The sequence below is a fragment of the Streptomyces sp. NPDC006283 genome (assembly GCF_040613325.1).
In the GTDB taxonomy this organism is placed as follows: Bacteria; Actinomycetota; Actinomycetes; order Streptomycetales; family Streptomycetaceae; genus Streptomyces.
In genome coordinates this window covers 12,653-34,323 of the sequence record NZ_JBEXRZ010000017.1, presented here as the reverse complement: position 1 = coordinate 34,323, position 21,671 = coordinate 12,653, and the positions used below count along the sequence as shown (strand labels likewise).

The following is a 21,671-nucleotide window of genomic DNA, read 5'->3' as shown; positions in this document are numbered from 1 at the left end:
GGGGTACGGCGTCGAGAGTAATGGGGGTGCCGTCGGGTGTGGTGGCGGCCGAGCTGACAGACTGTCGACGAAGGACAACCGGACACGACCACGGAGGCAGCGCGGTGTCGGATGCCAGGACCCCTGCGCAGATCGAGGCGGACATCGTCCGCAGGCGCGATCGGCTCGCCGAGACGCTCGACGAGATCGGTGTGCGGATGCACCCGAAGACGGTCATCGGTGACGCGAAGGCCAGGGTTGCCTTGAGCGTGGACCGGACGGCCGGTCGCGCGTTCGTCGCGGTGAACCGGTCGGTGTCGGACGTGAAGGCGAAGTTCGTCTCGGACGACGGGTCGCCGCGGCTGGAGCGTCTGGTGCCGGTGGCGTTGGTGGCGGTCGGCCTGGTGGGTCTGCTGGCGGTGTCGGCACGGCGGCGCCGGTTGTGACCCTGCGGAGTGGCGCCGGTTGTGACCCTGCGGAGTACGGGAACGCCCTGAACAGGTAGGTTCGAGCTGTGAGCGTCAACAGCCATGAGCAGAACACCCCGCACGACAAGCTGCCCATCCGGATGCTGCACGACCGTGTGCTGGTGAGGACCGACATCCCGGAGGGCGAGCGGCGCTCCACCGGCGGCATCGTCATCCCGGCGACCGCGGCCGTGGGACGGCGTCTGGCCTGGGCAGAGGTGGTCGCGGTCGGGCAGAACGTGCGGACGGTGGAGATCGGGGACCGGGTGCTGTACGACCCGGAGGACCGTGCCGAGGTCGAGGTGCGGGGTGTGGCGTACGTGCTGATGCGGGAGCGGGATCTGCACGCGGTGGCGGCGGACCGTTTCCAGGGGTCGACGGACTCGACCGGGCTGTATCTGTAGCGGCACTCCGGCGCGGGCCGGGGGCCGGCGGCGGTGATGGTGGCGGGGCTGGTGGCTGAGGTCACCGGCCCTTTTGCCTGCCCCTGCGCCCGCTCTTTGTTACGTTGGAGCGACCCCCGACGAGACGCGCCGTACCGGGTAGGAAAAGACGACGCACCCCGTTGTCGTCCGCGGTTTTCCGCGTCTCGGAGGTGCCTGTCATGGCCTGGGTTCTGCTTGTTGTCGCCGGTCTGCTCGAGGTGGGCTGGTCGATCGGGATGAAGTTCACCGACGGGTTCACCAGGCTGTGGCCGAGTGTGTTCACGGGTGCGGGGATCGTCGCGAGCATGCTGCTGCTGTCGTACGCGGCGAAGTCCCTGCCGATCGGTACGGCCTACGGCGTGTGGGTCGGGATCGGTGCGGCGGGTGCGGCCGTGGTCGGCATGCTGGTGCTGAACGAGCCGGTGACCGCCGCCCGGATCTTCTTCGTCTGTCTGCTGCTGGTCGCCGTGGTGGGTCTGAAGGCGACCTCGGGTCACTGAGGCCGGCCGGTCGTCCCGTTGTGACCTCCCGGCCCGCTCGGACCCGCCGGAACGGGCTGAGCGGGCTGAGCGGGCTGAGCGGGCGTGGGCGGTGCGGGCTGCGCGGGCGGCGGCGGTGCCGGCGGAATGCCTACCGGGGCGCCGGGCGTACCGGGGGCGCGGGTGCCGGGGGTGCCCGGGACGGTCGGCACGCCGGGCGGCGCCGGCCTTCCGGACGGTCCCGCGGGGGCGCCGGTCACCGGGCCGGTGCCGGGTCGGCCGCCGTTGCCCCTGCCGCCGCCGTACGGGCCGCCGTCCTCGCCACCGACCTGCCGGTCGGGGTCCCGCGGCCGACGCGGGTCGCGCGGGTCGCCGGACTCCATCTCCCTCGGGTCCCGCTGGCCCGGCGGCGGCTTGTCCGCACCCGGCGCCAGGCGGAGTTCGAAGTCGCGGACCTCTGTGCCGTCGAGAGCGGTGCCCGTGTACAGCCCCCAGATCTCGGCGGGCGCGCTGCCGCCGTTCATGCGGGAGAGGCCGAGCGCCCCGTACAGCGATGTCTGTGCGCCGGTGGTCGGGTTCTGGCCCATGACGGCGATGACGGTCGCCAGTTCGGGGGTGTATCCGGCGAACCAGGCGGCTCTGTCCTCCTCCGCGGTGCCGGTCTTGCCGGCGGCCGGGCGGCCCGCGGCCTGGGCGGCGGAGCCGGTGCCGCCGTCGACGACGCCGCGCAGGACGGCGGTGGTGGTGTCGGCGGCCTCGCGGCTGATGGCCCGTTCGGCGGTCGGTTCGGGGAGGGGGATGTCGGTGCCGTTCTTGGAGATCTTCTCGACCAGCATGGTCTTGGCGTGCCTGCCGTGGTTGGCGAGGGTGGCGTACGCGCCCGCCATGTCGAGGACGCTCGCGGTCGCCGGGCCGAGGGCGATGGAGGGGGAGGGGCTCAGGTCGGGGGTGTTCCTGGGCAGGCCGAGGTCGATGGCGGTCCGCTTGACGCGGCTGGGGCCCACGTCCACGGCCATCTGCGCGTAGACGGCGTTGACGGAGTTGTCGGTGGCCTCGCGGACGGGGATGGGGCCGTAGGAGCGGTTGTCCTCGTTCTCGGGGGCGTACCGGGGTCCGTTCCAGCCCTGGACGGGGCGCCTGCTGTCGCCGACGTAGATGGTGTGGGGGTTGATGGCGTAGTTGTCCTGCGTGGTGGCGTGGTTCTCGACGGCCGAGGCGAAGACGAACGGCTTGAACGTGGAGCCGACCTGGTAGTCGCGGCGGGTGGCGTTGTTGACGAACTGTTTGGTGTAGTCGATGCCGCCGTACATGGCCACGACCTTGCCGGTGTCCGGTTCGATGGAGGCGCCGCCGACGCGGACCTCGCGGTCGGCCTCGCGTTCGCTGTCGAGTTTGGACGTCACCCGGTCGTCGACGGCCGCCACGAGGGCGTCCTGCTTGTGGCGCTGGAGGGTGGTGGTGATGCGGTGGCCGCCGGTGGCGAGGGTCTTCTCGTCGAGGATGCCGTTCTGCTCGAGGTACTCCTTGACGGCCTGGACGATGTAACCGCCCTGGCCGGACAGTCCGCTGACGGGCTTGGCCGCCCGCGGCGTCGGGAAGTCCAAGGCGGTGCGGCTCTCGGAGCTGAGCCACTTCTCCTTGACCATGCCGCCGAGTACGTAGTTCCAGCGGCGGACCGCCGCTTTCGCGTTCTCGGGGTGGGTGGCGATGTCGTACGCGTTGGGTGCGTTGAGCAGCGAGGCGAGGTAGGCGCCCTGCGCGATGTCGAGGTCCTGGACGTCCTTGCCGTAGTAGGCGTGGGCGGCGGCCTGGATGCCGTAGGCGTTGCGGCCGAAGTAGCTGGTGTTGAGGTAGCCCTCGAGGATCTCGCCCTTGCTCTGGTTGCGGCCGAGTTTGACCGCGATGAAGAACTCCTTGACCTTGCGCGTGACGGTCTGTTCCTGGCCGAGGTAGTAGTTCTTGACGTACTGCTGGGTGATGGTGGAGCCGGACTGCTTGCCCTTGCCGGTGACGGTGTTCCAGGCGGCGCGCATCATCGCCAGTGGGTCGATGGCCGGCGCGTTGTAGAAGTCGCGGTCCTCTGCGGCGAGCACGGCCTGCTGGACGGCGAGGGGGATCTCGTCGAGGGAGACGTTCTCGCGGTTGACGTCGCCGTCGCGGGCGATGTGGGTGCCGTCCGCGTAGAGGTAGACGTTGGTCTGTTTGGTGGCCGCGGCGTTGGCCGGCGGGATGTCGACGAGCATGTAGCCGGTGATGAGGCCGCCGATGACGAGCAGTGAGGCGACGAGCAGGGTGCCGACCGTGACGCGCCAGGTGGGGACGGCGCGGCGCCATCCGGTGCGCTTGGGGCGGGCTTTGCGGCCCTTCTTCTGCGCGTGTTCCGCGTGGGCCGCGGCCGGCTCCTCCGCCTTGACCTCGTCCTCGGGGTCGTCGGGGTCCTCGTCCTCGGGGTCGTCGGGCCTGTTGCCGTCGGGCCCGTTGTCGTCGGGGGCAAGGGTCTCGGGCTCCATCAGGTCCGGGGCCTCGGGGTCCTTGTCCTCGGGCCCGTCGTCGGGTACCAGGTCCGCGGACTCCTCCGGGCTCTTGTCCTCGGGCTCCGGGACATCGGGGTCCGCGTCCTGGGGGCCCTTGTCCTCTTTCCCCGTGTCCCTGTCGTCCGGCGGGTCGGCTGCCGTCGCGTCCTGGGGTGTCCAGCCCTGCTGCTGCGGCTCGTCGCTCATGGCACCCATACTGCACTTTTCAGACCATAAACCCCCGTAGCCGGTAACTTCTTGTGCCGGAAATCCCCTCGCGACGGCCAGTCGGGGTCGGCTAAGGTCGTGCGCTTTGGTGCCTGGGCGGTCGCGTGGGGGGAGCTGCTGTGAGGCTGTATGCGGTCGTTGCGGCGGGTGGCTTCCGGCGCTATGCGACGTACCGGGTGGCGACGGCGGCGGGGGTGTTCACCAACACCGTTTTCGGCTTCATCCTGGCGTACACCTATATCGCTTTGTGGGACGAGCGTCCGCAGCTCGGCGGTTACGACCAGTCGGAGGCGCTCACGTATGTGTGGCTGGGTCAGGCGCTGCTGATGACCTGCGCCATGATGGGCGGCGGCTTCGAGGACGAGCTGATCGAACGTATTCGTACGGGAGACATCGCCATCGACCTCTACCGTCCGGCCGATCTGCAACTGTGGTGGCTGGCGGGGGATCTGGGTCGGGCGGCGTTCCATCTGCTGGGCCGCGGCATCGTGCCGATGGTCCTGGGGGCGCTCGCCTTTGATCTGGCGCTGCCCGGTTCGCCGTTGACCTGGGTCGCCTTCCTGGTGTCCGTGGCCCTCGGGGTGGTGGTGAGTTTCGCCGTGCGGTTCCTGGTGTCGCTGTCCGCGTTCTGGCTGATGGACGGTGCCGGGGTGATGCAGATGTGCTGGCTGGCCGGGCTCTTCTTCTCGGGGATGCTGCTGCCGCTGAACCTCTTCCCGGGCGTGCTCGGTGACGTGGCGCGCGCCATGCCCTGGTCGTCGCTGCTCCAGGTCCCGGCGGACGTGTTCCTCGGCAGGCATGCGGGCTGGGGCCTCGTCGAGGCGTACGCCTTCCAGGGCGGCTGGGCGCTCGTGCTGCTGGCGGCCGGGCGGATGCTGCAGTCGGTCGCCACCCGCCGGGTGGTGGTCCAGGGTGGGTGACGCGCTCCGGGCGTACGGGCTGATCGTGGCGATGTGGGTCCGTTCGACCATGACGTACCGGCTGTCGTTCGCGATGACGACGCTGGGGAACTTCACGGCCACCGCGTTCGACTTCCTCACGATCCTGCTGATGTTCTCCCACGTGGACGCGTTGGGCGGCTACTCGCTGCCGGAGATCGCGTTCCTCTACGGGACGACCAGCACCGCCTTCGGTCTCGCCGACCTGCTGATGGGCTCGATGGACCGGCTGGGGCGGCGGGTGCGGGACGGCACGCTCGACACGCTGCTGGTGCGGCCGGTGCCGGTACTCGCGCAGGTCGCCGCGGACCGGTTCGCGCTGCGCCGTCTCGGGCGGATCACGCAGGGGCTGCTGGTGCTGGGCTATGCGCTGGTCACCCTCGACATCGAGTGGACGGCGGCGAAGGCGGCGATGGTGCCGCTCATGCTGCTCTGCGGCGGGGCGATCTTCGCTTCGGTGTTCGTGGCGGGCGGGGCGTTCCAGTTCTTCGCGCAGGACGCGGCCGAGGTGCAGAGCTCCTTCACGTACGGCGGGAACACGCTGCTGCAGTATCCGCCGTCGATCTTCGCGAAGGACCTGGTGCGGGGGGTGACGTTCGTCGTGCCGCTGGCCTTCGTCAACTGGGTGCCGTCGCTCTACGTACTGGGCCGCGAGGACCCGTTGGGGCTGCCGGACTGGCTGGCGCTGCTGCCGCCCGTCGTCGCCGCGGGCTGTCTCGGGCTCGCGGCGCTGGCCTGGCGGGTCGGGCTCCGCTCGTACCGCAGCACCGGCAACTGAAGGGAGGAACAGGGCATGGACTTCATCGAACTCGACGGCGTGGAGAAGGTCTTCGACGTACGGCGCAAGGTGGGCCGGCTGCGCAGGGAGAAGCATCAGGTGCGGGCGGTGGACGGGATCAGTTTCACCGTGCCGCGCGGCGAGATGGTCGGCTACATCGGTCCCAACGGCGCCGGCAAGTCCACCACCATCAAGATGCTGACCGGCATCCTGACGCCGAGCGGCGGCCGGCTGCGGGTCGCCGGCATCGATCCGTCGCGTGAGCGGACCCGGCTGGCCCGGCGGATCGGGGTGGTGTTCGGGCAGCGCACGACGCTGTGGTGGGACCTGCCGCTGCGTGACTCGTACCGTCTGATGCACCGCATGTACCGCATCCCCGACGCCACCTTCCGGCAGAACCTGGACCGCTGCGTCGAACTGCTCGACCTGGGCGACCTGTTGGAGGTGCCGGTGCGTCAGCTGTCGCTGGGGCAGCGGATGCGCGGCGACATCGCGGCCGCGCTGCTGCACGACCCGGAGGTGCTGTATCTGGACGAGCCCACGATCGGGCTCGACGTCATCTCCAAGGCGAAGGTGCGGGACTTCCTGCGCGACCTGAACGCGCAGAGCGGTACGACGGTCCTGCTGACCACGCACGACCTGACCGACATCGAGCAGTTGTGCAAACGCGTGATGGTCATCGACCACGGGCGGCTGATGTACGACGGCGCGCTCGCCGGACTGCACGAGGTGGGGGAGAGCGAGCGGACCCTGGTGGTGGACCTCGAGCGGGAGCTGCCGCCGATCGAGCTGGAGTCGGCGCGGACGCTGAAGGTGGAGGGCCCCAGGCAGTGGCTGGCCTTCCCCGCCTCGGTGTCGGCGGCACCACTGGTCGCGGCGCTGGCCGAGCGCTACCCCTTGGTGGACCTCTCGGTGCGGGAGCCGGACATCGAAGCGGTGATCGCCAAGATGTACGCGGAACGCTCGGTCTGAACAGCCCGCTTGGCTAGGCTGACGGTATGACGAGCGAACCTCCGGAGATGCGTGCCTCCGATGCCGAGCGGGAGCGGGTCGCCGAGCGGCTGCGGGACGCGGTCGCCGAGGGGCGTCTCGACATGGACGAGTTCGAACAGCGTCTGGACGCGGCGTACACCGCGCGTACGCACGGCGAGCTGGAGCCGCTGGTACGGGACCTGCCCGCGCCCGGCGCCGCGGGGGTTCCGGCCGTGGCGTCGGCCAGGACCGCCGCATGGGCGGAGCGGGTGGGCGGACCGGCGACGTCGAAGGTCGCCTTCGCGTTCTGGGGCGGCTTCCGGCGCAGGGGGACATGGACGATCGGCCGGAAGTTCACCGCGGTCACCCTGATGGGCGGCGGGGAACTGGACCTCCGGGAGGCCCGTTTCGAGGACCGCGAGACCGTGATCGACTGCTTCGCCATCATGGGCGGGGTCCAGGTCGTCGTGCCTCCCGGTCTGAACGTCGAGGTCAGGGGCATCGGCCTGATGGGCGGCTTCGACGAACACGGCAGCGTCGAGGCGGAACCGGACCCGGACGCCCCGCGCGTGATCGTCCGGGGCCTGGCCCTGATGGGCGGCGTCGGCCTGGAGCGCAAGCGCACCAGGGCGGAGAAGCAGCGCCTGAAGCTCGAGCGGCAGGAGCGCGAGCGTGCGGCGCGGAACCTGTCGAAGGGCGACGACCGCAAGGAACTGGGCGGCGGCGCGTAGCCCCGCGGGGGCCACGGCCGCCGCACGTGTGCCGGTTCCCCGGCCCGGCCCGCCCCGCACCGAGCCGGGGCAAGCCCGGCCGGTGCCCGCTCGGCGGGGGAGGCGCTCGGGCCCGGTTCACGAACCGGGGCAGTCGCGTGCCGCGTGGGGGTCCGGCCCGCCCCGGCCTGGCTCTGCCCGGACCCGGTACCGCGCTTCGCGCGGTGTCCTCAAACGCCGGACGGGCTGAGATGCCGGCAGCGCGGCGAATTCAGCTCCGCCGGCGCAGCTTGCCGCCGACGGTCGCCAGGCCATAGGGGCTCCGAGGCGCGGGGTCCGGGGCGGAGCCCCGGTTTCGGGAAGGGGCGGGGTGGGGGCTACAGCGCCGTCAGGTCCACCGCTCCGCCCATCCGTGCATACCCCGCGTCGCTCGGATGCAGATGATCCCCCGAGTCGTACACGGGCTTCAGCCGCCCCGGCGCGTACGGATCCCGCAGCGCCCGGTCGAAGTCGACGACCGCGTCGAAGATCCCGCCCGAGCGGATGGCCGCGTTGATCTTGAGGCGCTCCGCCTCCACCGCGGGGGTGCAGCGGGAGAGCCCGCCGCACGGCATCAGCGTTGAGCCGATCACCCGCAGCCCCCGTGCGTGCGCGCGGTCGGCGAGTTCGCGCAGGCCCGCGGTCACGTTGTCGGCGGTGGGCGCGTGCGGGGCGCGGAGCACGTCGTTGATGCCGATCGCGACGATGACCGTACGCACGCCGGACCGGCCGAGCACATCGCGGTCGAAGCGTTCCAGCGTGCTGGGCCCGCGGCCGTACTCGAGCAGCCGGTTGCCGCTGATGCCCTGGTTGAGCACGCCGTAGCGGCCTCCGAGCCGGTCGGCGAGGACGTCGGGCCAGCGGCGGTTGCTGTCGGCGGTGGCGGAGACGCCGTCGGTGATCGAGTCGCCGATGGCGACGACCGCGCCGCGCGCCTCCGAGGTCAGGACGTCGACCGCGGTGACGTGGTACCAGGAGAGGCTCTGCTCCGTGTACGCGTCGCCCGCTTCTTCCTGCGCGTGGTCGCCGTCCGCGATGTACGACGTCTGGCGGGCCTGCGGGTGGCTGGTGACCGGTCCGCCGGGGGCCGGGGTGTGGACGGAGATCAGCAGGTCGCCGTCGTACGGGATCCGCAGCTCGACCGGGTCGCTGACGATCCGCCCGCCGGGGGCGACTGTCGTCTCGGCTGCGCCGTCGAAGGTGAGCCGGCGCAGGGAGTCCGTCACGGCGGCCGGGCTCCCGCTCTCGCGCACGGCGAGTGACGCGCCGGTGATGAGCAGCGGCTCGGTGCCGTAGAGGTTGGAGAACGTGACGCGGGCGGCGGTGCCGCCGATGCTGGTGTGGACGACGTTCCGCAAGGAACGGCCCTCGCGGCCGCTGGGCGCGCCGGGCGCGTGGGTGACGGGCGCGGCTGCGACGGGGCTGGCGGCCCAGGTGCCGATCCACTCGGGGGTGGAGACCGGGGGTGTACGGACCTCGGGCCGCTTCTTGACGGTTCCGACACCGAGGTAGATACCGCCACATATCAGGGCAACCGCGGTCATGAGGGCAGCGAGGTTCACATACCCCTGACGCTTATTCATGGACACATCATCCGGCATGGCTCGGGAACTCGATGTGCCGCCCAGGAGTACCTGATGTAGGGACGAGTGGTAGGGACATTGCGTACGGACGCAGGCGCGGACGGGTGGAGCGGATGGAACGTACAGAACGGGATCAACCGGGCGGTGCGAGCGTCGCGGACGGCGTCGACGCCGCCGGTGCCTCCGGTGCAGCCGGTGACGTCGACGGCGCGCGGCGCCGGCCGCCCGCGTCGACGGCCCTGCCGCCCTTCGCGTACACCGCGGCCGACGAGGAGAAGCGGCGCGGCGTACGGCGTATGAAGGCCACGGCGACCGGCCTGCTGCTGCTCGTCGCGCTCGTCTTCGTCCTCGCGACCTGGGCGAAGAACGAGGGCCTCGGCGGCTGGGCCGGTTACGTCGCCGCCGCCGCGGAGGCCGGCATGGTCGGCGCGCTCGCCGACTGGTTCGCCGTCACCGCCCTCTTCCGCCACCCGCTCGGCATCCCCATCCCGCACACCGCGATCATCCCCAACAAGAAGGACCAGCTCGGCGCCTCGCTCGGCTCTTTCGTCGGCGAGAACTTCCTGTCCGAGGACGTCGTACGGCGTCGGCTGCGCTCCGTCGGCATCGGCAGCCGGCTCGGCGCCTGGCTCGCCGAACCCGCCCACGCCGACCGGGTCACCGCCGAGCTGTCCACCGCGCTGCGCGGTGCGCTGACGGTCCTGCGCGACGCCGATGTGCAGGCGGTCGTCGGCGAGGCGATCACCCGTCGCGCGGAGGCCGCCGAGATCGCCCCCGGTATCGGAAAGACACTCGAGAAGGTCGTCGCCGACGGCGCCCACCACCGGGCCGTCGACCTGATCTGCACCCGCGCCCACGACTGGCTGGTTCTGCACTCGGACTCCGTGATGGACGCGGTCCAGGGCGGCGCCCCCGGCTGGACCCCGCGTTTCGTGGACAAGAGGGTCGGCGAACGCGTCTACAAGGAGCTGGTGCGTTTCGTCACCGAGATGCGCGACATGCCCGGCCATCCGGCACGCGCGGCGATCGACCGCTTCCTCGGGGACTTCGCCACCGACCTCCAGGCGGACACGGACACCCGGGTCCGGGTGGAGCGTATGAAGTCGGAGCTGCTGTCCCGTTCCGAGGTGCAGGACGTGATCGCGTCGGCGTGGGCGTCCGTCCGCGCGATGATCATCTCGGCGGCGGAGGACGACCGCAGTGAACTGCGCCTGCGGGCCCGGGCCTCCCTGCTGTCGCTGGGTTCGCGTCTCGCGACGGACAGCCGGCTCCAGGCGAAGGTGGACGGCTGGGTGGAGGACGCCGCGGTGTACGTGGTGACGACGTACCGGAGCGAGATCACCTCGCTCATCTCGGAGACCGTCGCCGGCTGGGACGCGGAGCACACGTCGCGCAAGATCGAGGCGCACATCGGGCGCGACCTGCAGTTCATCCGGATCAACGGCACGGTGGTCGGCGCACTGGCCGGCCTGGTGATCTACACCATCGCCCATGCGCTGGGCGCGTGAGGTCCCTGCCTGACGATCACGCGCCCAGCGCCTCTATGGGGAGGTGTAGAGGAATACGTGCGGTGTGCCGGAAGTGTTCAGCCCGATCCGGATTTTCCGACGCGATCCCGGATCCCTGGGTGCCCGAGGCGGCACCGGATCCGGGGAAGCCTGACGCGGTCCCGATCCCGGCATGCCGGCGCGGTCCCCGACCCCGGGGTGCCCGGCGCGGTTCCGGATCTCGGGATGCCGGCGCGGTCCCCGACCCCGGGGTGCCCGACGAGGTCCCGATCCCGGCATGCCGACGCGGTCCCCGACCCCCGGGTGCCGACGCGGTTCCGGATCTCGGGATGCCAGACACGGTCTCCGACGCCCCGCCCCGGTCAGTGGCTGCGCCGGGTGACCGTCCACGAGGCCAGCGCCACTCCGGCGGCCACCGTGAACACCGCCGGCCACGCGCCCACCTTCTTGGCGAGCGGGTGCGACCCGGCGAACGCGGCGACGTACGCGGCGCTCAGCGCCGCCGCTGCCTTGGGACCCGCGTCCTGATGCCACTGCCGGGCTGCCACCGCCCCGGCGGCGGCGAGGGCGACCCCGCCGAGGGGACGCTGCCTGGTCCAGCGGGCGACTCCGTACCCACCGACGAGTCCGCCTGCCGCCACCGCTGCTGCGGGAACCCTGGCCATCGCTGCCGCCTTTCGTTCTTTCGCTGTCACGTGGCTTGGAGCGTAGACGGCGCTCGCTCCCTGCTTGCTGTCGGAGGTCCCGGTGGTGCCCGGAGGCGCCGGTGGCGCAAGTGGCGCCGGTGGAAGAGCCGGCCCCCGGATCGGAGCGGAAACTCCCGGACCACCGGAGGGGCCGGCCTCCGGATCAGTGGAAGAGCTGGCCCCGGACCGCGCCGTCCGGGAACTCCTCGGTGTGGATGTTGGAGTAGAAGCCCCACGGGTTGTCGCGGATCTCGTTCACGAGCTCGGACTTCTGGTCGTGGAGCCGACCGGAGACGGCGAACAGCCCCTCGGGCACCGGCTTGTCGAAGAATCCGAGCACCACGTCGCCGTTCTTGCCGAAGTCGCCCTTGTGGACGTGTGCGGCGCTCGGCGCCTTGATGTCGACCCACGCGAGGGAGAAGTCGACGGTCGTGCCCTTGGGGTGCAGGAACGTCACCGCCTTGCCGTCGCGGTCGTTGACCTTCGTCGCGTCGTTGTTGGCGACTTCCTGGGCGCCGTTGGCCAGGGCCCGCAGCTTCCCGCCCTTGATGATGTGGAGCGGGTTGATGTTCTTGTGCAGTTGCTTCAGCTGGCCGCGCACGGCCCCGCCGGGGAACTCCTCGCTGTGCAGGTTCATGTAGAACCCGGACGGATGCTCGACGATGCTCTTGGCGAGCGCGGCGTCGGTGACGGTCGTGTGCCCGGCCGCCGAGTGCAGCGACTCGGGCATCGTGCTGCCGAACAGCGGCACCTTCACGTCGCCGTTCTGCCCGGCGGCGCCCTCGTGGATGTGGCCCTGACTCGGCACGAACCCCTTCCACTGCATCGCGAAGACCACCCGGTCGCCCTTCACCTGCACCAGGGCGACGGCCTTGCCGTCGGGGTCGTTCACCGCCGCCCCGCTCTCGTCGGGCACCTCGTGCGCGCCGGTGAGGACGGCGGCGAAGGTGACGGCGCGTCCGTGGCTGGGTTTGGTGTACGTGGAGGCGGCGGTATGCCCTGTGCTTTTGCCACCTCCGTGGCTGTCGTGTGCGACGGCTGGGACGACACCGGCCACGGCCAGCACGAGGGCGGCGGCCGGCACGGCGAGAGTGCGCTTGTGCATTGCGGATGAACCTCTCATTGGGGGTCGACCGGTCGTGGTCGGTCGGGGTCTTGTACGAGCCGCCCGCGCACCCCGTTCAATGGCAGAAACCGCGGATTCCGTTGAACAGCGGCTCAGTTGGGGCCGTACCTCCCGCCGTACGCACCGCCCGCTCCCGCCCCGGAAGCCGAGGGATCACACCATGCGCACCACCCGGATCAGCACCCGGACCAGCGACCGGACCGGCACCCGCACCAAAGCCTTGATCGCAGCCTCGCTGATGGCGCTGGCGCTGTTCACCGCGACCGCGTGCGAGGACTCGGACGGCTCGGGCTCGTCGTACGGTGCGGGCACCGCCGAGCAGCCGGCGGACCAGCAGGCCCCGGCCGAGCAGCCCGCCGAAGCGCCGCCGAAGGAGCAGCCGGACGCCGAGGAGCCCGCCGCCGACACGCCGCCGAAGCAGGCGCCGGCGCCCTCGATCTCGGTCCGTACGGCCGAGTCGGATCTCGGCACGATCCTCGTCGACGACCAGGGCCGCACCCTCTACGGCTTCACCAAGGACAAGCCGGGCCAGGCCAACTGCGACGCCGACTGCATCGCCGTCTGGCCCGCGCTCATCTCGGCCAAGGACGTGACGGCGGGAGAGGGCACCGACGCGTCACTGCTGAAGGAGATCAAGCTCGGCGCGGGCGCGGAGCAGGCCGTCTACGGCGACTGGCCGCTCTACTACTACGTGGGCGATGTGGCGGCCGGCGACGTGAACGGCCAAGGGCTGGACGACGAGTGGTTCGTGATCGCGGTGGACGGCAAGCTGATCAAGTCACAGGCGTGATTGGCGTGTTACCCCCTCCACCCGCGGCTGAGCTCGTCGGACTCATACGAGGGGAGAACTACCGCTGAGCCCCCGCCCCCGGCCCGGGCTCACTCGCAGCCGACCCCGTCTCCGTCGCGGTCCAGGTGCCGCCCGTATCCGGGATCTCCGACGCGGACGGGCGCGGCTCCGGCGGCCCGCGCGGCGGAGCAGTTGGCGTAGTACGTACTGCCTGACCCGCCCCCGGTCGTACCGCCGCTGCCGCTGCCGCCGCTCGTTCCGCCGCCGTTGTACGGCTCGCACCCCACGCCGTCGCCGTCACGGTCCAGGTGTGACCCGTAGCCGGGCTCCCCTTCGTGGATCGGAGCGGCTCCGGCGGCGCGCACGGCGTCGCAGTTGGCGTAGGAGACCGCGGGCTTGGCCTTGGGCTTGGGCTTGGGCGTCGGGGTGGGCGTGGGCTTCGGCTCCGGCTTCGTGACCGTGATCCGTACGACGGCGGTGGCCGACACGGCCTCCGCGCCCTCCGTGCTCTTCACCTCGACGCGGTAGGTGAACTCGTCCTCGCCGCCGTACCCGGCGGTGGGTGTGTAGGTGATGCCCGTGCCGTCGACCTTGGCGGTGCCGTGGCTCGCGGGGCTGTCGACGGTGAGCGTGAAGTCCTCGGCTTGCAGGACGTCCTCGAGCGGCGCGAAGGGCGCGTCGCCGAGGGCGGCCGTGTCGTTCTCGAGCACCTCCACCGTGATCTCCTGGCCGGCGTCGGCGCTCTCGTCGTCGTCGGCGAGGGCCAGTCCGGGCTTCGGCGAGGGCGTCTTAGTCGGTTCCTGCGTGACTGCAGCGCTCGACGTCGCCGCAACAGGCTTGGCATCCTCGCCCCCGCCCCCGCCGCACCCGACCAGTGCCGCGGCCATTCCCACAACACAGACGGCCGGGACGATCCGTCCGCGAGCTCTTCTTGCTGTCATTGGCCCCCCAAGGCTGTTGAACAGTGAACGAGGGCCTGAGCATGCCATTCCCGTGAATGAGTTGTGGGCATAGTTGGAGAAGTTGTGACGAAAATGTGTGTGTCGCGGGGATGGGGGTGAGCGGTCTCCGCCCCCACCAGCCGGTGCCCCGCCTCTGAGGAAGGCGCTAGGCGTCGGCTCGTTGGCCGCCCGTCCGCGTGGGCAGGTCGCAGCCCAGTCGGGCAAGGACCCGGCTGCGCAGCAGCTCGTACTCGTCCCCGCGCCGCCGCGGCCGGCCCGCGGGCCTTGGTCATGTCCGCAGGATTCCGCGCTCCACTGACAGCGCTGACCGGCATGCCGCCGGACGGTCAGGGCCCGGGAGCACCTTCCTGCTCCGGACCTGCTACTGGCTCCGGACCTGGATCAAGGCGTGTGTTCCGCTGGTGCGCCATGCGTCGCCGCTCGACTCGAGCGAGGCGAGGACGTCCCGCTCCAGGCCGACGATCACGTCCGACTTCAAGGTGCGTAGGGCGGCCACGCGCCCGGGGAAGTACCCGGTCCGCTCCGCGAACGGCGTTGTCGGTTCCCACAGTTGGTCGCCGACGAGACGGCGGTAGTTCAGGTCGCCCTTGAGGACGGTCACCGTGGCCCCCGCGAACTGCTTCCGCAGGCTGTCGGGCATCGCGCTGTACGGGAACGGTGCGCAGAAGAACCCGTGCGCGCGGACCTCGAGCCGCCCGTCGGCCATCGCTGCCCAGAGGCGCTGCCCGATCTCCGAGGCGTACGCCGCCGCGGGGGCTTTCATGAGCCGGCGCAGACTGTCGACGACGTCCGCCATGGTCGCGTCGGAGACGTAGTACGGGTACGGCTTGACGTGCAGCACGACGTCGGCGGCTCGCTCGGTGTGCAGCAGGTGGTCGACGAGTACCAGATCGGGGATGAGTTCCCGCCCCGCGTTGTCCGCGACGAGGTGCACGGTGGCGGCGCGGCCGACCGGCAGCAGCGACCAGAGAGCGTCGCTGTCGTCGGCCACGAGGTGGGAGTCGACGCGGTCGGCCTGGGCGGCGGCGCCGCCGGAGTCGAGACGGAAGCCGAGGTCGGCGCGGTTGCCCCACAGGGCCGCGCCCAGGAACGCCGACGCCTGGACGTCCGCGGGCTGCTCGGCCAGCTCGTCGAGGGCGGCGAGCTCGTCGTCGACGGTCCCGCTGCGCAGCTCGGCCGCCTTGAAGGGGCCGAAGGGGTCGATGCCCTGCCAAGGTCCGGGTGCGAAGTGGCTGAGGGCGCCGAGGAGTCTGCGGTAGAAGTAGCTCTCGGCCCATAGGAACGGCACGTCGAACCACGACCGCCCGAAGTGCCCCTGCCCCCAGGCCGCCCACCGTTCATGGTCGTGCGCGTCCGCGGGGAGCGGCTCGATGACACCGTGGGCGGTCTCCTCGAGGAGCGCGTCGAGGGCGTCTTGCTGGGCGGGCCCGAGGGGGAAGGCGTCGCGCACCTGCTGGATGAGCGCGGGGTGCCGCTTGGCGAGGACTCCCCAGGCGAACGAGCCGGGTTCGTTGCTCAGGATCACGGGGGCGCTGACGGGGGAGTCGTCGGGGCTCGAGGGTGTCGTGTCTGTGGGCATCGGGCTTACGTACTCCTGGGTCGGGGGCTATACGGGGCGCTGCCGATGTGGGCCGTCACGCCGACCGGCAGGGCTGCGGTTCCGTCGACCGAGCTCATGACGTATCCCGCACCTAGATGGCCAGCCTGTCCGGTGGACGTGGTCCGCGCCGGGCCGGGACGTCGTCCAAGCTGTCTTACAGAACGCGGCGCGGGTGAACCTGCCTCCGACGGGTCTCTGCTGTCAGTTCCGGCTGCCCTAGCGGACCGAGTCAAGGAATGCGGACCAGATAGGGCTGGAGAACGTGAGACGTCCCGATTCAGGTGTCTTACTGTCACGCACTGCCACCCCGTCGGACAGGCGCGCCGCTTCGACACACTCCGTCGTGTTAGCTCCGCTGTATGACGATTTGAACCATGCGGAGGCGGGGATGCGAGGCGCGGTTTTGCTCATCACAGCTCCTTGCGAATGTCGTAGATCAGAGACGAAGACGCTTCCATGTCCAACGCTTGCGCCCGCAGGTAGTCGAACGCAAGTCGGTATCGTTCCAACTCCTCGTCGGTTTCCATGAAAAGGGAGCCGGAGTGCAGGTCGACGTACACAACGTCCAGCGACTTCTCGGCGGCGCCCAGGATGACGAAGCTGCCCAGCGCGGCAGCATGGGCTCCCTTGGCAAACGGCAGGACCTGCAGCGTGACGTTCGTGGACTCGTTCGCATCGAGTAGCCGCTGCAGCTGGTCCTTCATGATCGCCGGTGAGCCGACGACGCGGCGTATCACGGACTCGTCGAGGATCGCCCACAGGTGAGGTGCCCTCGGACCGAGGAGAATCTCCTGCCGCTTCATGCGGATGTTGACCAGCCGTTCAACCTCTGTTTGTTCCAGACGCAGTTCGTTGGCCTGCTGCAAGGCAGTGGCGTATTCCCGGGTCTGCAGCAGGCCCGGCACGTAGACGCAGGCGAAGTGATCCTCCCGCACTGCTTCGTCCTCGAGCGTAAGTAGGAGGTTCATGCTTTCTGGAATGGAGTCGGCGAGGGAATGCCACCAGCCCACTCGCCTGGCGTCCTTCGCCAGAGCCACAACAGCCGTACGTTCCGTATCACTTGCACCGTACTCGCGGCAAAGAGCGTCCACAATCGGCCACTTCACCGGGCCTGCCTGTGTCTCGTACCTGCTGATCGTCGCCTTTGAGACACCGACCAGCCGACCTGCATCTTCCAGGGTCATGCCAGCACGGGCACGCAACTTGCGCATGGAAGCACCGAGTTGCCGTCGCCTTGTTGTTGTTCTCGATGACATCGTCTGCGGCCTTCCGTCCTCTGCCGAGTGGCTGCGGTGGGCACCCAGGCTAGACAGCCCGCTGGCTGGCTTCTCCCTGATTCACTCGAACGATTCCGTAGTGAGAAGTTACATGAGGGAACTTCTCGCGCCATACTGCTACCAGTCCGCTACACAGCGTCGCCGCGAGGGAGCGGTGGGCGCAGCGCTGTCGTGGCCAGGGAGGGAGACTCAAAGTGAGCATCTCTGCAATCGGCAGGAGCAGTCTTCGCAGTGTCCTGCCGTTCAAGGCGGTTCCGGAAGAAGTGCCGCTGTTGCGGCGCCGGGTCCGCTCGGCGCTCGAGCATTGGGGCGCGCTCGTCGCGGCGGATGAGGCCGAACTTGCTGTCACAGAGTTGGCGACCAACGTCATCAAGCATGTGGGGGAGAACGCTTCTGCAACGCTTGTCGTTGAGCCGCGCGAAGAATATCTGCGTCTGGAACTGCATGACACCAGCCATGCGGTGCCGAATGTGCAAGACCCGGGCTGTCAGAGCGAATGCGGCAGAGGTCTGCACTTGTTGACCGGCATGGGCCTGGACTGGGGCGCGCTTCTTACTGCCACTGGGAAGGCGGTCTGGTGCGAGATCCCCGTCGAGCCGTCCCGCCCGCCCGCCCGTATTCAGCGTGCGGCGGCGCTGCTTGGCGAGTACCGGCGGGCAGTGGGCACCGAATCCGCAGCGGTTCCCACATACGCGGTGCTGGAAGAATCCGTGACCGACATGATCGCTGACCTTCTGCACTGGCTATCCGCCCAGGGTGGCGACCCGGACGGCGTGCTGGACCGTGCGCAGATGCACTTCGAGTCGGAGGTTGGGGAGCCCGGCAGCTACAGCATCTCGTAGAGGCGTCAGGGCGACACCCGTTCATGTGTCCGTGCCGCCGGTTCCCGAGGCCATCCAGAAACCGGCGGCACGGCGTATCACGGCACGGGATGCAACCCGCAGCTGACACTGGCCGTGCGAACCATCGGAACATCCTCGGCAGGTGTCAGGGCTGACGCGATGCTCTTGCCTACCGCTTCTGCAAACGGCGGCGGAAACGCGTTGCCCACCTGCCGGTACACCGATGTCTTCCGGCCGCTGAACTGCCAGTCAGGGGGAAAGCCTTGCAGCAGCGCGATTTGCGCGACGGTGAGGCGAATCGGCAACTGCGCTCCGGGTCCCGGAGGCAGGTCAGCCACACTTGAACCGTTGACACCCATTGCGGCCCAAGCCCTCCTTGCTCGGGACGGCCCGAGATCAGGACCGCCGTGTTTCCTTGAGCCGCCACATAGTGTCGGGGCAATCTGCTGTGCCTGCTCTGCCCAGTGGTCGGCGAGCTCCCAACCGCGTGATCCCATGGACGAGCGCAGAGCAGAGCCTACCGAAGCGAGGGGTGTGGACCCTGGCGTGACTGTTGGCCAGCGGAACCGCGCGAACTCCGGCGGCGCGAGAGCCACGAGAATCGCCCGGGGCCGCAGTTGCGGCACACCGTAGTCGCGGGCGTAAAGAAGCCTCCATTCCGCCATGTACCCGAGGTCGGCGAGAGCGCTGACGATTTCACCCCGGTAGCCATCGAACTTGGACTGCAGCAGCCCTTTGACGTTCTCCAGGAGCACCGCCTTCGGCCGCAAGCCGGCGATCAAGCTGAGGGCTGCTGGGAAGAGGTCGCGTTCGTCGCCTGCACCCAACTGACGTCCCGCGAGTGAGAAGGGCGGGCAGGGCACCCCGCCTGCGAAGAGGTGAAGCTCGCCTTCGGGCGTACAGAGCGAATCCGCCGCAACTTCCCTGACGTCGGACCGCAGCACGCGCCATTGTGGCCGATTGCTCCGTAGCGTGCTGCACGCGTCTGAGTCCAGTTCGACCAGCATCCGATGGGTGAAGCCTGCCTGTTCTAGCCCGAGTGCCTGGCCACCCCCGCCCGCGCAGATTTCGACGCAGGACATCGCGGCAGCCAGCGGCCGCTGTGTGTGTACTTGCAACGTTCCTCCTGGTGTCTGAGACCAGGGAAGAGCTTGCCGTCACTTGCCGCGGCAAGCGACGGCAAGCTACTGTTGCCACCCGATGCAGCTATTCATCGAACTTTCGAGCGATTGGCGATGGTGTGAGCGAAGCTCTGAACTGGGAGAACGAGGCCCTCGGGGCCCGGGTTCGTGTGGCGCTGTGGCTCAGGGACGTGGTTGGCGAAGGTGGGACCTTTTCAAAGGCTGAGATTCGTGCAGCGATCAGGGGGGCGGAGCAGGTCGACCGAAGGATGCGCGACCTGCGGCCTGCTGGCTGGGTGATCCACACGTACAGGGACAAGCCGAGCCTCCAGCCTGAGCAGCTCTTCCTGGAGACCATCGGCCTTCCGGTCTGGGAGCCTGAGCACCGGGCGGCGGGGCTTCGGCAGATCAGTGCCAAGACGCGGCGGTATGTGTACGAACGTGACGGTCACATGTGCAGGCGCTGTGGTGTGGCGGCAGGTGAGGAGTATGCGGATGAGCGCGGAACTCGGGCTCGGCTCACGCTCGGCCATGTGAATCCGCACAAGTCCGGCGGTGGGGCGAACTCGGAAGAGCTGATCACTGAGTGTGCTCGGTGTAACGAAACCGTGAAGCACCTCACCGGCGTGCAGATGACCAAGGAGCAGGTCTGGGACCGTATGAAGGAGCTGTCAGGCCGCGGAAAGAAGGACCTCCTGGCCTGGATGAAGGTAGATTTCCGCCCGCTGACCGACGCCGAGCGCGTCTGGGGAATGTACCGGCAGCTGCCGGCCGCAGTCCGCGATGAGCTCGAGACGGACCTGGAGAAGCTGATGAGGAGCTGACAGTCGCCTGGGGCGTTCGAGCAGTCTTGTGGGCTCCTGTCGGTGGGGGATGCGACACTTGCGTGTCTGTCATCACCGCACCTGGAGGGCTCGATGGGTACCACCGACCGAACGCTGACCTCGATCGAGATCTGCGCGGGTGCCGGTGGCCAAGCTGTTGGGCTTCACCAGGCTGGCTTCCGGCACCTTGCGCTGGTTGAGATCGACAAGCATGCTGCTGCCACGCTGAGGCACAACGTTGCCAATCGACCGGAGTGGCAGTGGGAAAAAGAGCACTGCTTGATCCGTGAGGTCGATGTCAAGCAGTTCTTCCCCTTGCAAGAGATTGCATCGCTGTCCGCGCATGATGGTCAATGTGTTCAAAACGAAGACGGTGTCGGCGAGGCGCCACTCGGTGAGGGTGCCTCCGGGGCGAGAATCAGGCCCGGCGAGCTGGACTTGCTGGCTGGTGGGGTTCCTTGCCCGCCCTTCTCTGCCGCTGGAAAGCAGCTTGGGCGAGAGGACGAGCGGGACCTCTTTCCTAAGATGCTTGATCTGGTCGAGGAGCTCAAGCCCCGCGCGGTGATGATCGAGAATGTGCGAGGCCTTCTTGAGCCGGAGCGGAAGTTTCGCTACTACCGGAATCACATCAAGAACCGGCTGCGGAAGGCCGGGTATGTGATTTGCGGCTGGAAGGTTCTGGAAGCTCAGGACTTTGGAGTTCCTCAGCTACGGCCACGCGCCATCCTCGTCGCAATCCATGAAGATCACTATCGGGGATTCGAGTGGCCGGAGCCGGGCGAAAAGGTAGTCACCGTGGCGGAGGCGCTGGCTCCTTCAATGGAACGTCGGCTCGGCAAGGGATCGCAGCGCTTCGATAATTGGCAAAAGAGGGCCAGCCTGGGAACTGTGGCGCCGACATTGGTGGGGGGTTCCAAGAAGCACGGTGGCGCAGACCTTGGGCCAACGAGGGCGAAAAAGGCATGGGCAGACCTTGGGGTGGACGCGATGGGTGTGGCCAACGACGAGGATAAAATGGCGGACCCTGACAGGGACCTCGGCAATCTGGAAAGAGGTCCCAAGCTGACTGTCGGGCAGGCGGCGCTTATCCAGGGATTCCCTGAAGAATGGCAGTTCACCGGGGGTGGTAAGACCGCCCGCTACAGGCAGGTAGGAAATGCATTTCCGCCGCCCGTCGCTGCTGCTGTCGGGAAGTGCATCAAGGAGGCGCTTAATCGGACCGGCCCGTTGCGTGAGGATCCGAATCCTGATTTTGAGCCGGAAGATGACCCCTCACTCGTCGCGGCGGATCTTCCGTTGCAGCAGGCTTTGCCGACGATCGACGACGACTCGGAGGATTGTGCCGACGCAGTCCTCAGGTGACTCGTGCTCCCAGAAGCGCAGCACTACCCAGCCGGCTTCTTCCAACTGGCGGTCTGTGTCACGGTCGCGGGCAATGTTGCCCGCGACCTTGCCTGACCAGTAGCCCTCATTTGTCTTGGGCGGCACGTAGTGCTTGGGGCATCCGTGCCAGTAGCAGCCGTCAACGAACACCGCGACCTTGACGGGCCGGAAAACGAGGTCAGCGGTGCGCCGCAGCTCGGGTAGTGGCCTTGCCGCGACTCGGTAGCGCAAGCCAGCGGCGTGCACCAAGCTGCGAAGCAACTGCTCCGGTCTGGTGTCTCTGCTGCGGATCGCCTGCATATTGCGGCGACGTGCGGCCGAGGACGCCCAGGAACCTGCCGGAGGAACCCATCCGTCGGCCTGGTTCGGATCGACATCACTCAATGTGTGTTCACCACAAGGTGAGAATAATCTGCGCACCGGCCGGGCGAAAACCCGGTG

22 protein-coding genes and 1 riboswitch are annotated in these 21,671 nt (G+C 69.1%); of the genes, 12 read left to right on the top strand and 10 right to left on the bottom strand.

Going from position 1 to position 21,671, the window contains the following annotated elements:
• Window positions 1–104: 104 nt before the first annotated feature.
• The 3 genes from ABZ070_RS06310 to ABZ070_RS06300 all read left to right on the top strand — a co-directional run bounded on the left by ABZ070_RS06310 (window position 105) and on the right by ABZ070_RS06300 (window position 1,371).
• A complete protein-coding gene (locus ABZ070_RS06310) occupies window positions 105–425 on the top strand; it encodes a DUF3618 domain-containing protein (protein ID WP_356630522.1) in 321 nt (106 codons plus the stop codon).
• A 68-nt stretch (window positions 426–493) separates the two neighbouring features.
• Window positions 494–850, top strand: a complete 357-nt coding sequence (locus ABZ070_RS06305; RefSeq protein WP_356630520.1) for a co-chaperone GroES — start codon at window positions 494–496, stop codon at window positions 848–850.
• An 85-nt stretch (window positions 851–935) separates the two neighbouring features.
• A riboswitch (guanidine-III (ykkC-III) riboswitch) is annotated at window positions 936–1,008 on the top strand.
• A gap of 42 nt (window positions 1,009–1,050) precedes the next feature.
• Window positions 1,051–1,371, top strand: a complete 321-nt coding sequence (locus tag ABZ070_RS06300; protein WP_356630518.1) for a multidrug efflux SMR transporter — start codon at window positions 1,051–1,053, stop codon at window positions 1,369–1,371.
• Here the strand turns inward: ABZ070_RS06300 and ABZ070_RS06295 are convergent.
• Window positions 1,365–4,070 (bottom strand): transglycosylase domain-containing protein, encoded by a 2,706-nt coding sequence (locus ABZ070_RS06295; protein ID WP_356630516.1) that lies wholly within the window; start codon window positions 4,068–4,070, stop codon window positions 1,365–1,367. The two genes, ABZ070_RS06300 and ABZ070_RS06295, sit on opposite strands and share 7 nt — an antisense overlap.
• A gap of 140 nt (window positions 4,071–4,210) precedes the next feature.
• Here ABZ070_RS06295 and ABZ070_RS06290 point away from each other — a divergent pair, with 140 nt between their 5' ends.
• From ABZ070_RS06290 to ABZ070_RS06275, 4 genes are read left to right on the top strand one after another with little or no spacing between them, the layout of a single operon-like run.
• Entirely contained in the window at window positions 4,211–5,011 is an 801-nt protein-coding gene (locus ABZ070_RS06290) for an ABC-2 family transporter protein (RefSeq protein ID WP_356630514.1), read from the top strand.
• Window positions 5,004–5,807: an ABC transporter permease gene (locus tag ABZ070_RS06285; protein WP_356630512.1), complete on the top strand. Its 804-nt coding sequence runs from the start codon at window positions 5,004–5,006 to the stop codon at window positions 5,805–5,807. Before ABZ070_RS06290 ends, ABZ070_RS06285 begins: the two co-directional genes overlap by 8 nt.
• A 15-nt stretch (window positions 5,808–5,822) precedes the next feature.
• Window positions 5,823–6,779, top strand: a complete 957-nt coding sequence (locus tag ABZ070_RS06280) for an ATP-binding cassette domain-containing protein (protein ID WP_356630510.1) — start codon at window positions 5,823–5,825, stop codon at window positions 6,777–6,779.
• 26 nt (window positions 6,780–6,805) lie between these two features.
• A complete protein-coding gene (locus tag ABZ070_RS06275; protein WP_356630508.1) occupies window positions 6,806–7,510 on the top strand; it encodes a DUF1707 domain-containing protein in 705 nt (234 codons plus the stop codon).
• A gap of 356 nt (window positions 7,511–7,866) precedes the next feature.
• Here ABZ070_RS06275 and ABZ070_RS06270 read toward each other — a convergent pair whose 3' ends face one another.
• Complete coding sequence (locus ABZ070_RS06270; protein ID WP_356630506.1) at window positions 7,867–9,111, bottom strand: SGNH/GDSL hydrolase family protein; 1,245 nt, start codon at window positions 9,109–9,111, stop codon at window positions 7,867–7,869.
• A 113-nt stretch (window positions 9,112–9,224) separates the two neighbouring features.
• On the opposite strand from ABZ070_RS06270, the gene ABZ070_RS06265 reads away from it, so the two are divergent.
• Window positions 9,225–10,619, top strand: coding sequence for a DUF445 domain-containing protein (locus ABZ070_RS06265; RefSeq protein ID WP_356630504.1), 1,395 nt, complete (start codon window positions 9,225–9,227; stop codon window positions 10,617–10,619).
• Window positions 10,620–10,981: 362 nt separating this feature from the next.
• On the opposite strand, the gene ABZ070_RS06260 is transcribed toward ABZ070_RS06265, so the two are convergent.
• Complete coding sequence (locus ABZ070_RS06260; RefSeq protein WP_356630502.1) at window positions 10,982–11,284, bottom strand: hypothetical protein; 303 nt, start codon at window positions 11,282–11,284, stop codon at window positions 10,982–10,984.
• A gap of 184 nt (window positions 11,285–11,468) precedes the next feature.
• Window positions 11,469–12,410: a CHRD domain-containing protein gene (locus ABZ070_RS06255; RefSeq protein WP_356630500.1), complete on the bottom strand. Its 942-nt coding sequence runs from the start codon at window positions 12,408–12,410 to the stop codon at window positions 11,469–11,471.
• A gap of 181 nt (window positions 12,411–12,591) precedes the next feature.
• Between ABZ070_RS06255 and ABZ070_RS06250 the strand changes: the two genes are divergently transcribed.
• A complete protein-coding gene (locus ABZ070_RS06250) occupies window positions 12,592–13,221 on the top strand; it encodes a hypothetical protein (RefSeq protein ID WP_356630498.1) in 630 nt (209 codons plus the stop codon).
• Between the two features lie 89 nt (window positions 13,222–13,310).
• On the opposite strand, the gene ABZ070_RS06245 is transcribed toward ABZ070_RS06250, so the two are convergent.
• The 4 genes from ABZ070_RS06245 to ABZ070_RS06230 all read right to left on the bottom strand — a co-directional run bounded on the left by ABZ070_RS06245 (window position 13,311) and on the right by ABZ070_RS06230 (window position 17,039).
• On the bottom strand, window positions 13,311–14,108 hold the full coding sequence (locus ABZ070_RS06245; RefSeq protein WP_356630496.1) for an excalibur calcium-binding domain-containing protein: 798 nt from the start codon (window positions 14,106–14,108) through the stop codon (window positions 13,311–13,313).
• 436 nt (window positions 14,109–14,544) lie between these two features.
• Complete coding sequence (locus tag ABZ070_RS06240) at window positions 14,545–15,762, bottom strand: damage-control phosphatase ARMT1 family protein (RefSeq protein ID WP_356630494.1); 1,218 nt, start codon at window positions 15,760–15,762, stop codon at window positions 14,545–14,547.
• Window positions 15,763–15,999: 237 nt separating this feature from the next.
• On the bottom strand, window positions 16,000–16,194 hold the full coding sequence (locus tag ABZ070_RS06235) for a DUF397 domain-containing protein (protein WP_356630492.1): 195 nt from the start codon (window positions 16,192–16,194) through the stop codon (window positions 16,000–16,002).
• Window positions 16,194–17,039, bottom strand: a complete 846-nt coding sequence (locus ABZ070_RS06230; RefSeq protein WP_356630490.1) for a helix-turn-helix transcriptional regulator — start codon at window positions 17,037–17,039, stop codon at window positions 16,194–16,196. The genes ABZ070_RS06235 and ABZ070_RS06230 overlap by 1 nt, the downstream gene beginning before the upstream one ends.
• 215 nt (window positions 17,040–17,254) lie before the next feature.
• On the opposite strand from ABZ070_RS06230, the gene ABZ070_RS06225 reads away from it, so the two are divergent.
• Complete coding sequence (locus ABZ070_RS06225) at window positions 17,255–17,902, top strand: ATP-binding protein (RefSeq protein WP_356630488.1); 648 nt, start codon at window positions 17,255–17,257, stop codon at window positions 17,900–17,902.
• Between the two features lie 77 nt (window positions 17,903–17,979).
• On the opposite strand, the gene ABZ070_RS06220 is transcribed toward ABZ070_RS06225, so the two are convergent.
• Window positions 17,980–19,020, bottom strand: a complete 1,041-nt coding sequence (locus ABZ070_RS06220) for a DNA cytosine methyltransferase (RefSeq protein ID WP_356630486.1) — start codon at window positions 19,018–19,020, stop codon at window positions 17,980–17,982.
• 122 nt (window positions 19,021–19,142) lie between these two features.
• Here ABZ070_RS06220 and ABZ070_RS06215 point away from each other — a divergent pair, with 122 nt between their 5' ends.
• On the top strand, window positions 19,143–19,847 hold the full coding sequence (locus tag ABZ070_RS06215) for an HNH endonuclease (protein ID WP_356630484.1): 705 nt from the start codon (window positions 19,143–19,145) through the stop codon (window positions 19,845–19,847).
• A 93-nt stretch (window positions 19,848–19,940) separates the two neighbouring features.
• Window positions 19,941–21,209 carry a DNA (cytosine-5-)-methyltransferase gene (gene dcm / locus ABZ070_RS06210; RefSeq protein ID WP_356630482.1) on the top strand — a complete coding sequence of 423 codons (1,269 nt, stop codon included), beginning with the start codon at window positions 19,941–19,943 and terminating at the stop codon, window positions 21,207–21,209.
• On the opposite strand, the gene ABZ070_RS06205 is transcribed toward dcm, so the two are convergent.
• Window positions 21,120–21,614 carry a very short patch repair endonuclease gene (locus ABZ070_RS06205; protein ID WP_356630480.1) on the bottom strand — a complete coding sequence of 165 codons (495 nt, stop codon included), beginning with the start codon at window positions 21,612–21,614 and terminating at the stop codon, window positions 21,120–21,122. The two genes, dcm and ABZ070_RS06205, sit on opposite strands and share 90 nt — an antisense overlap.
• Between the last annotated feature and the right edge of the window lie 57 nt (window positions 21,615–21,671).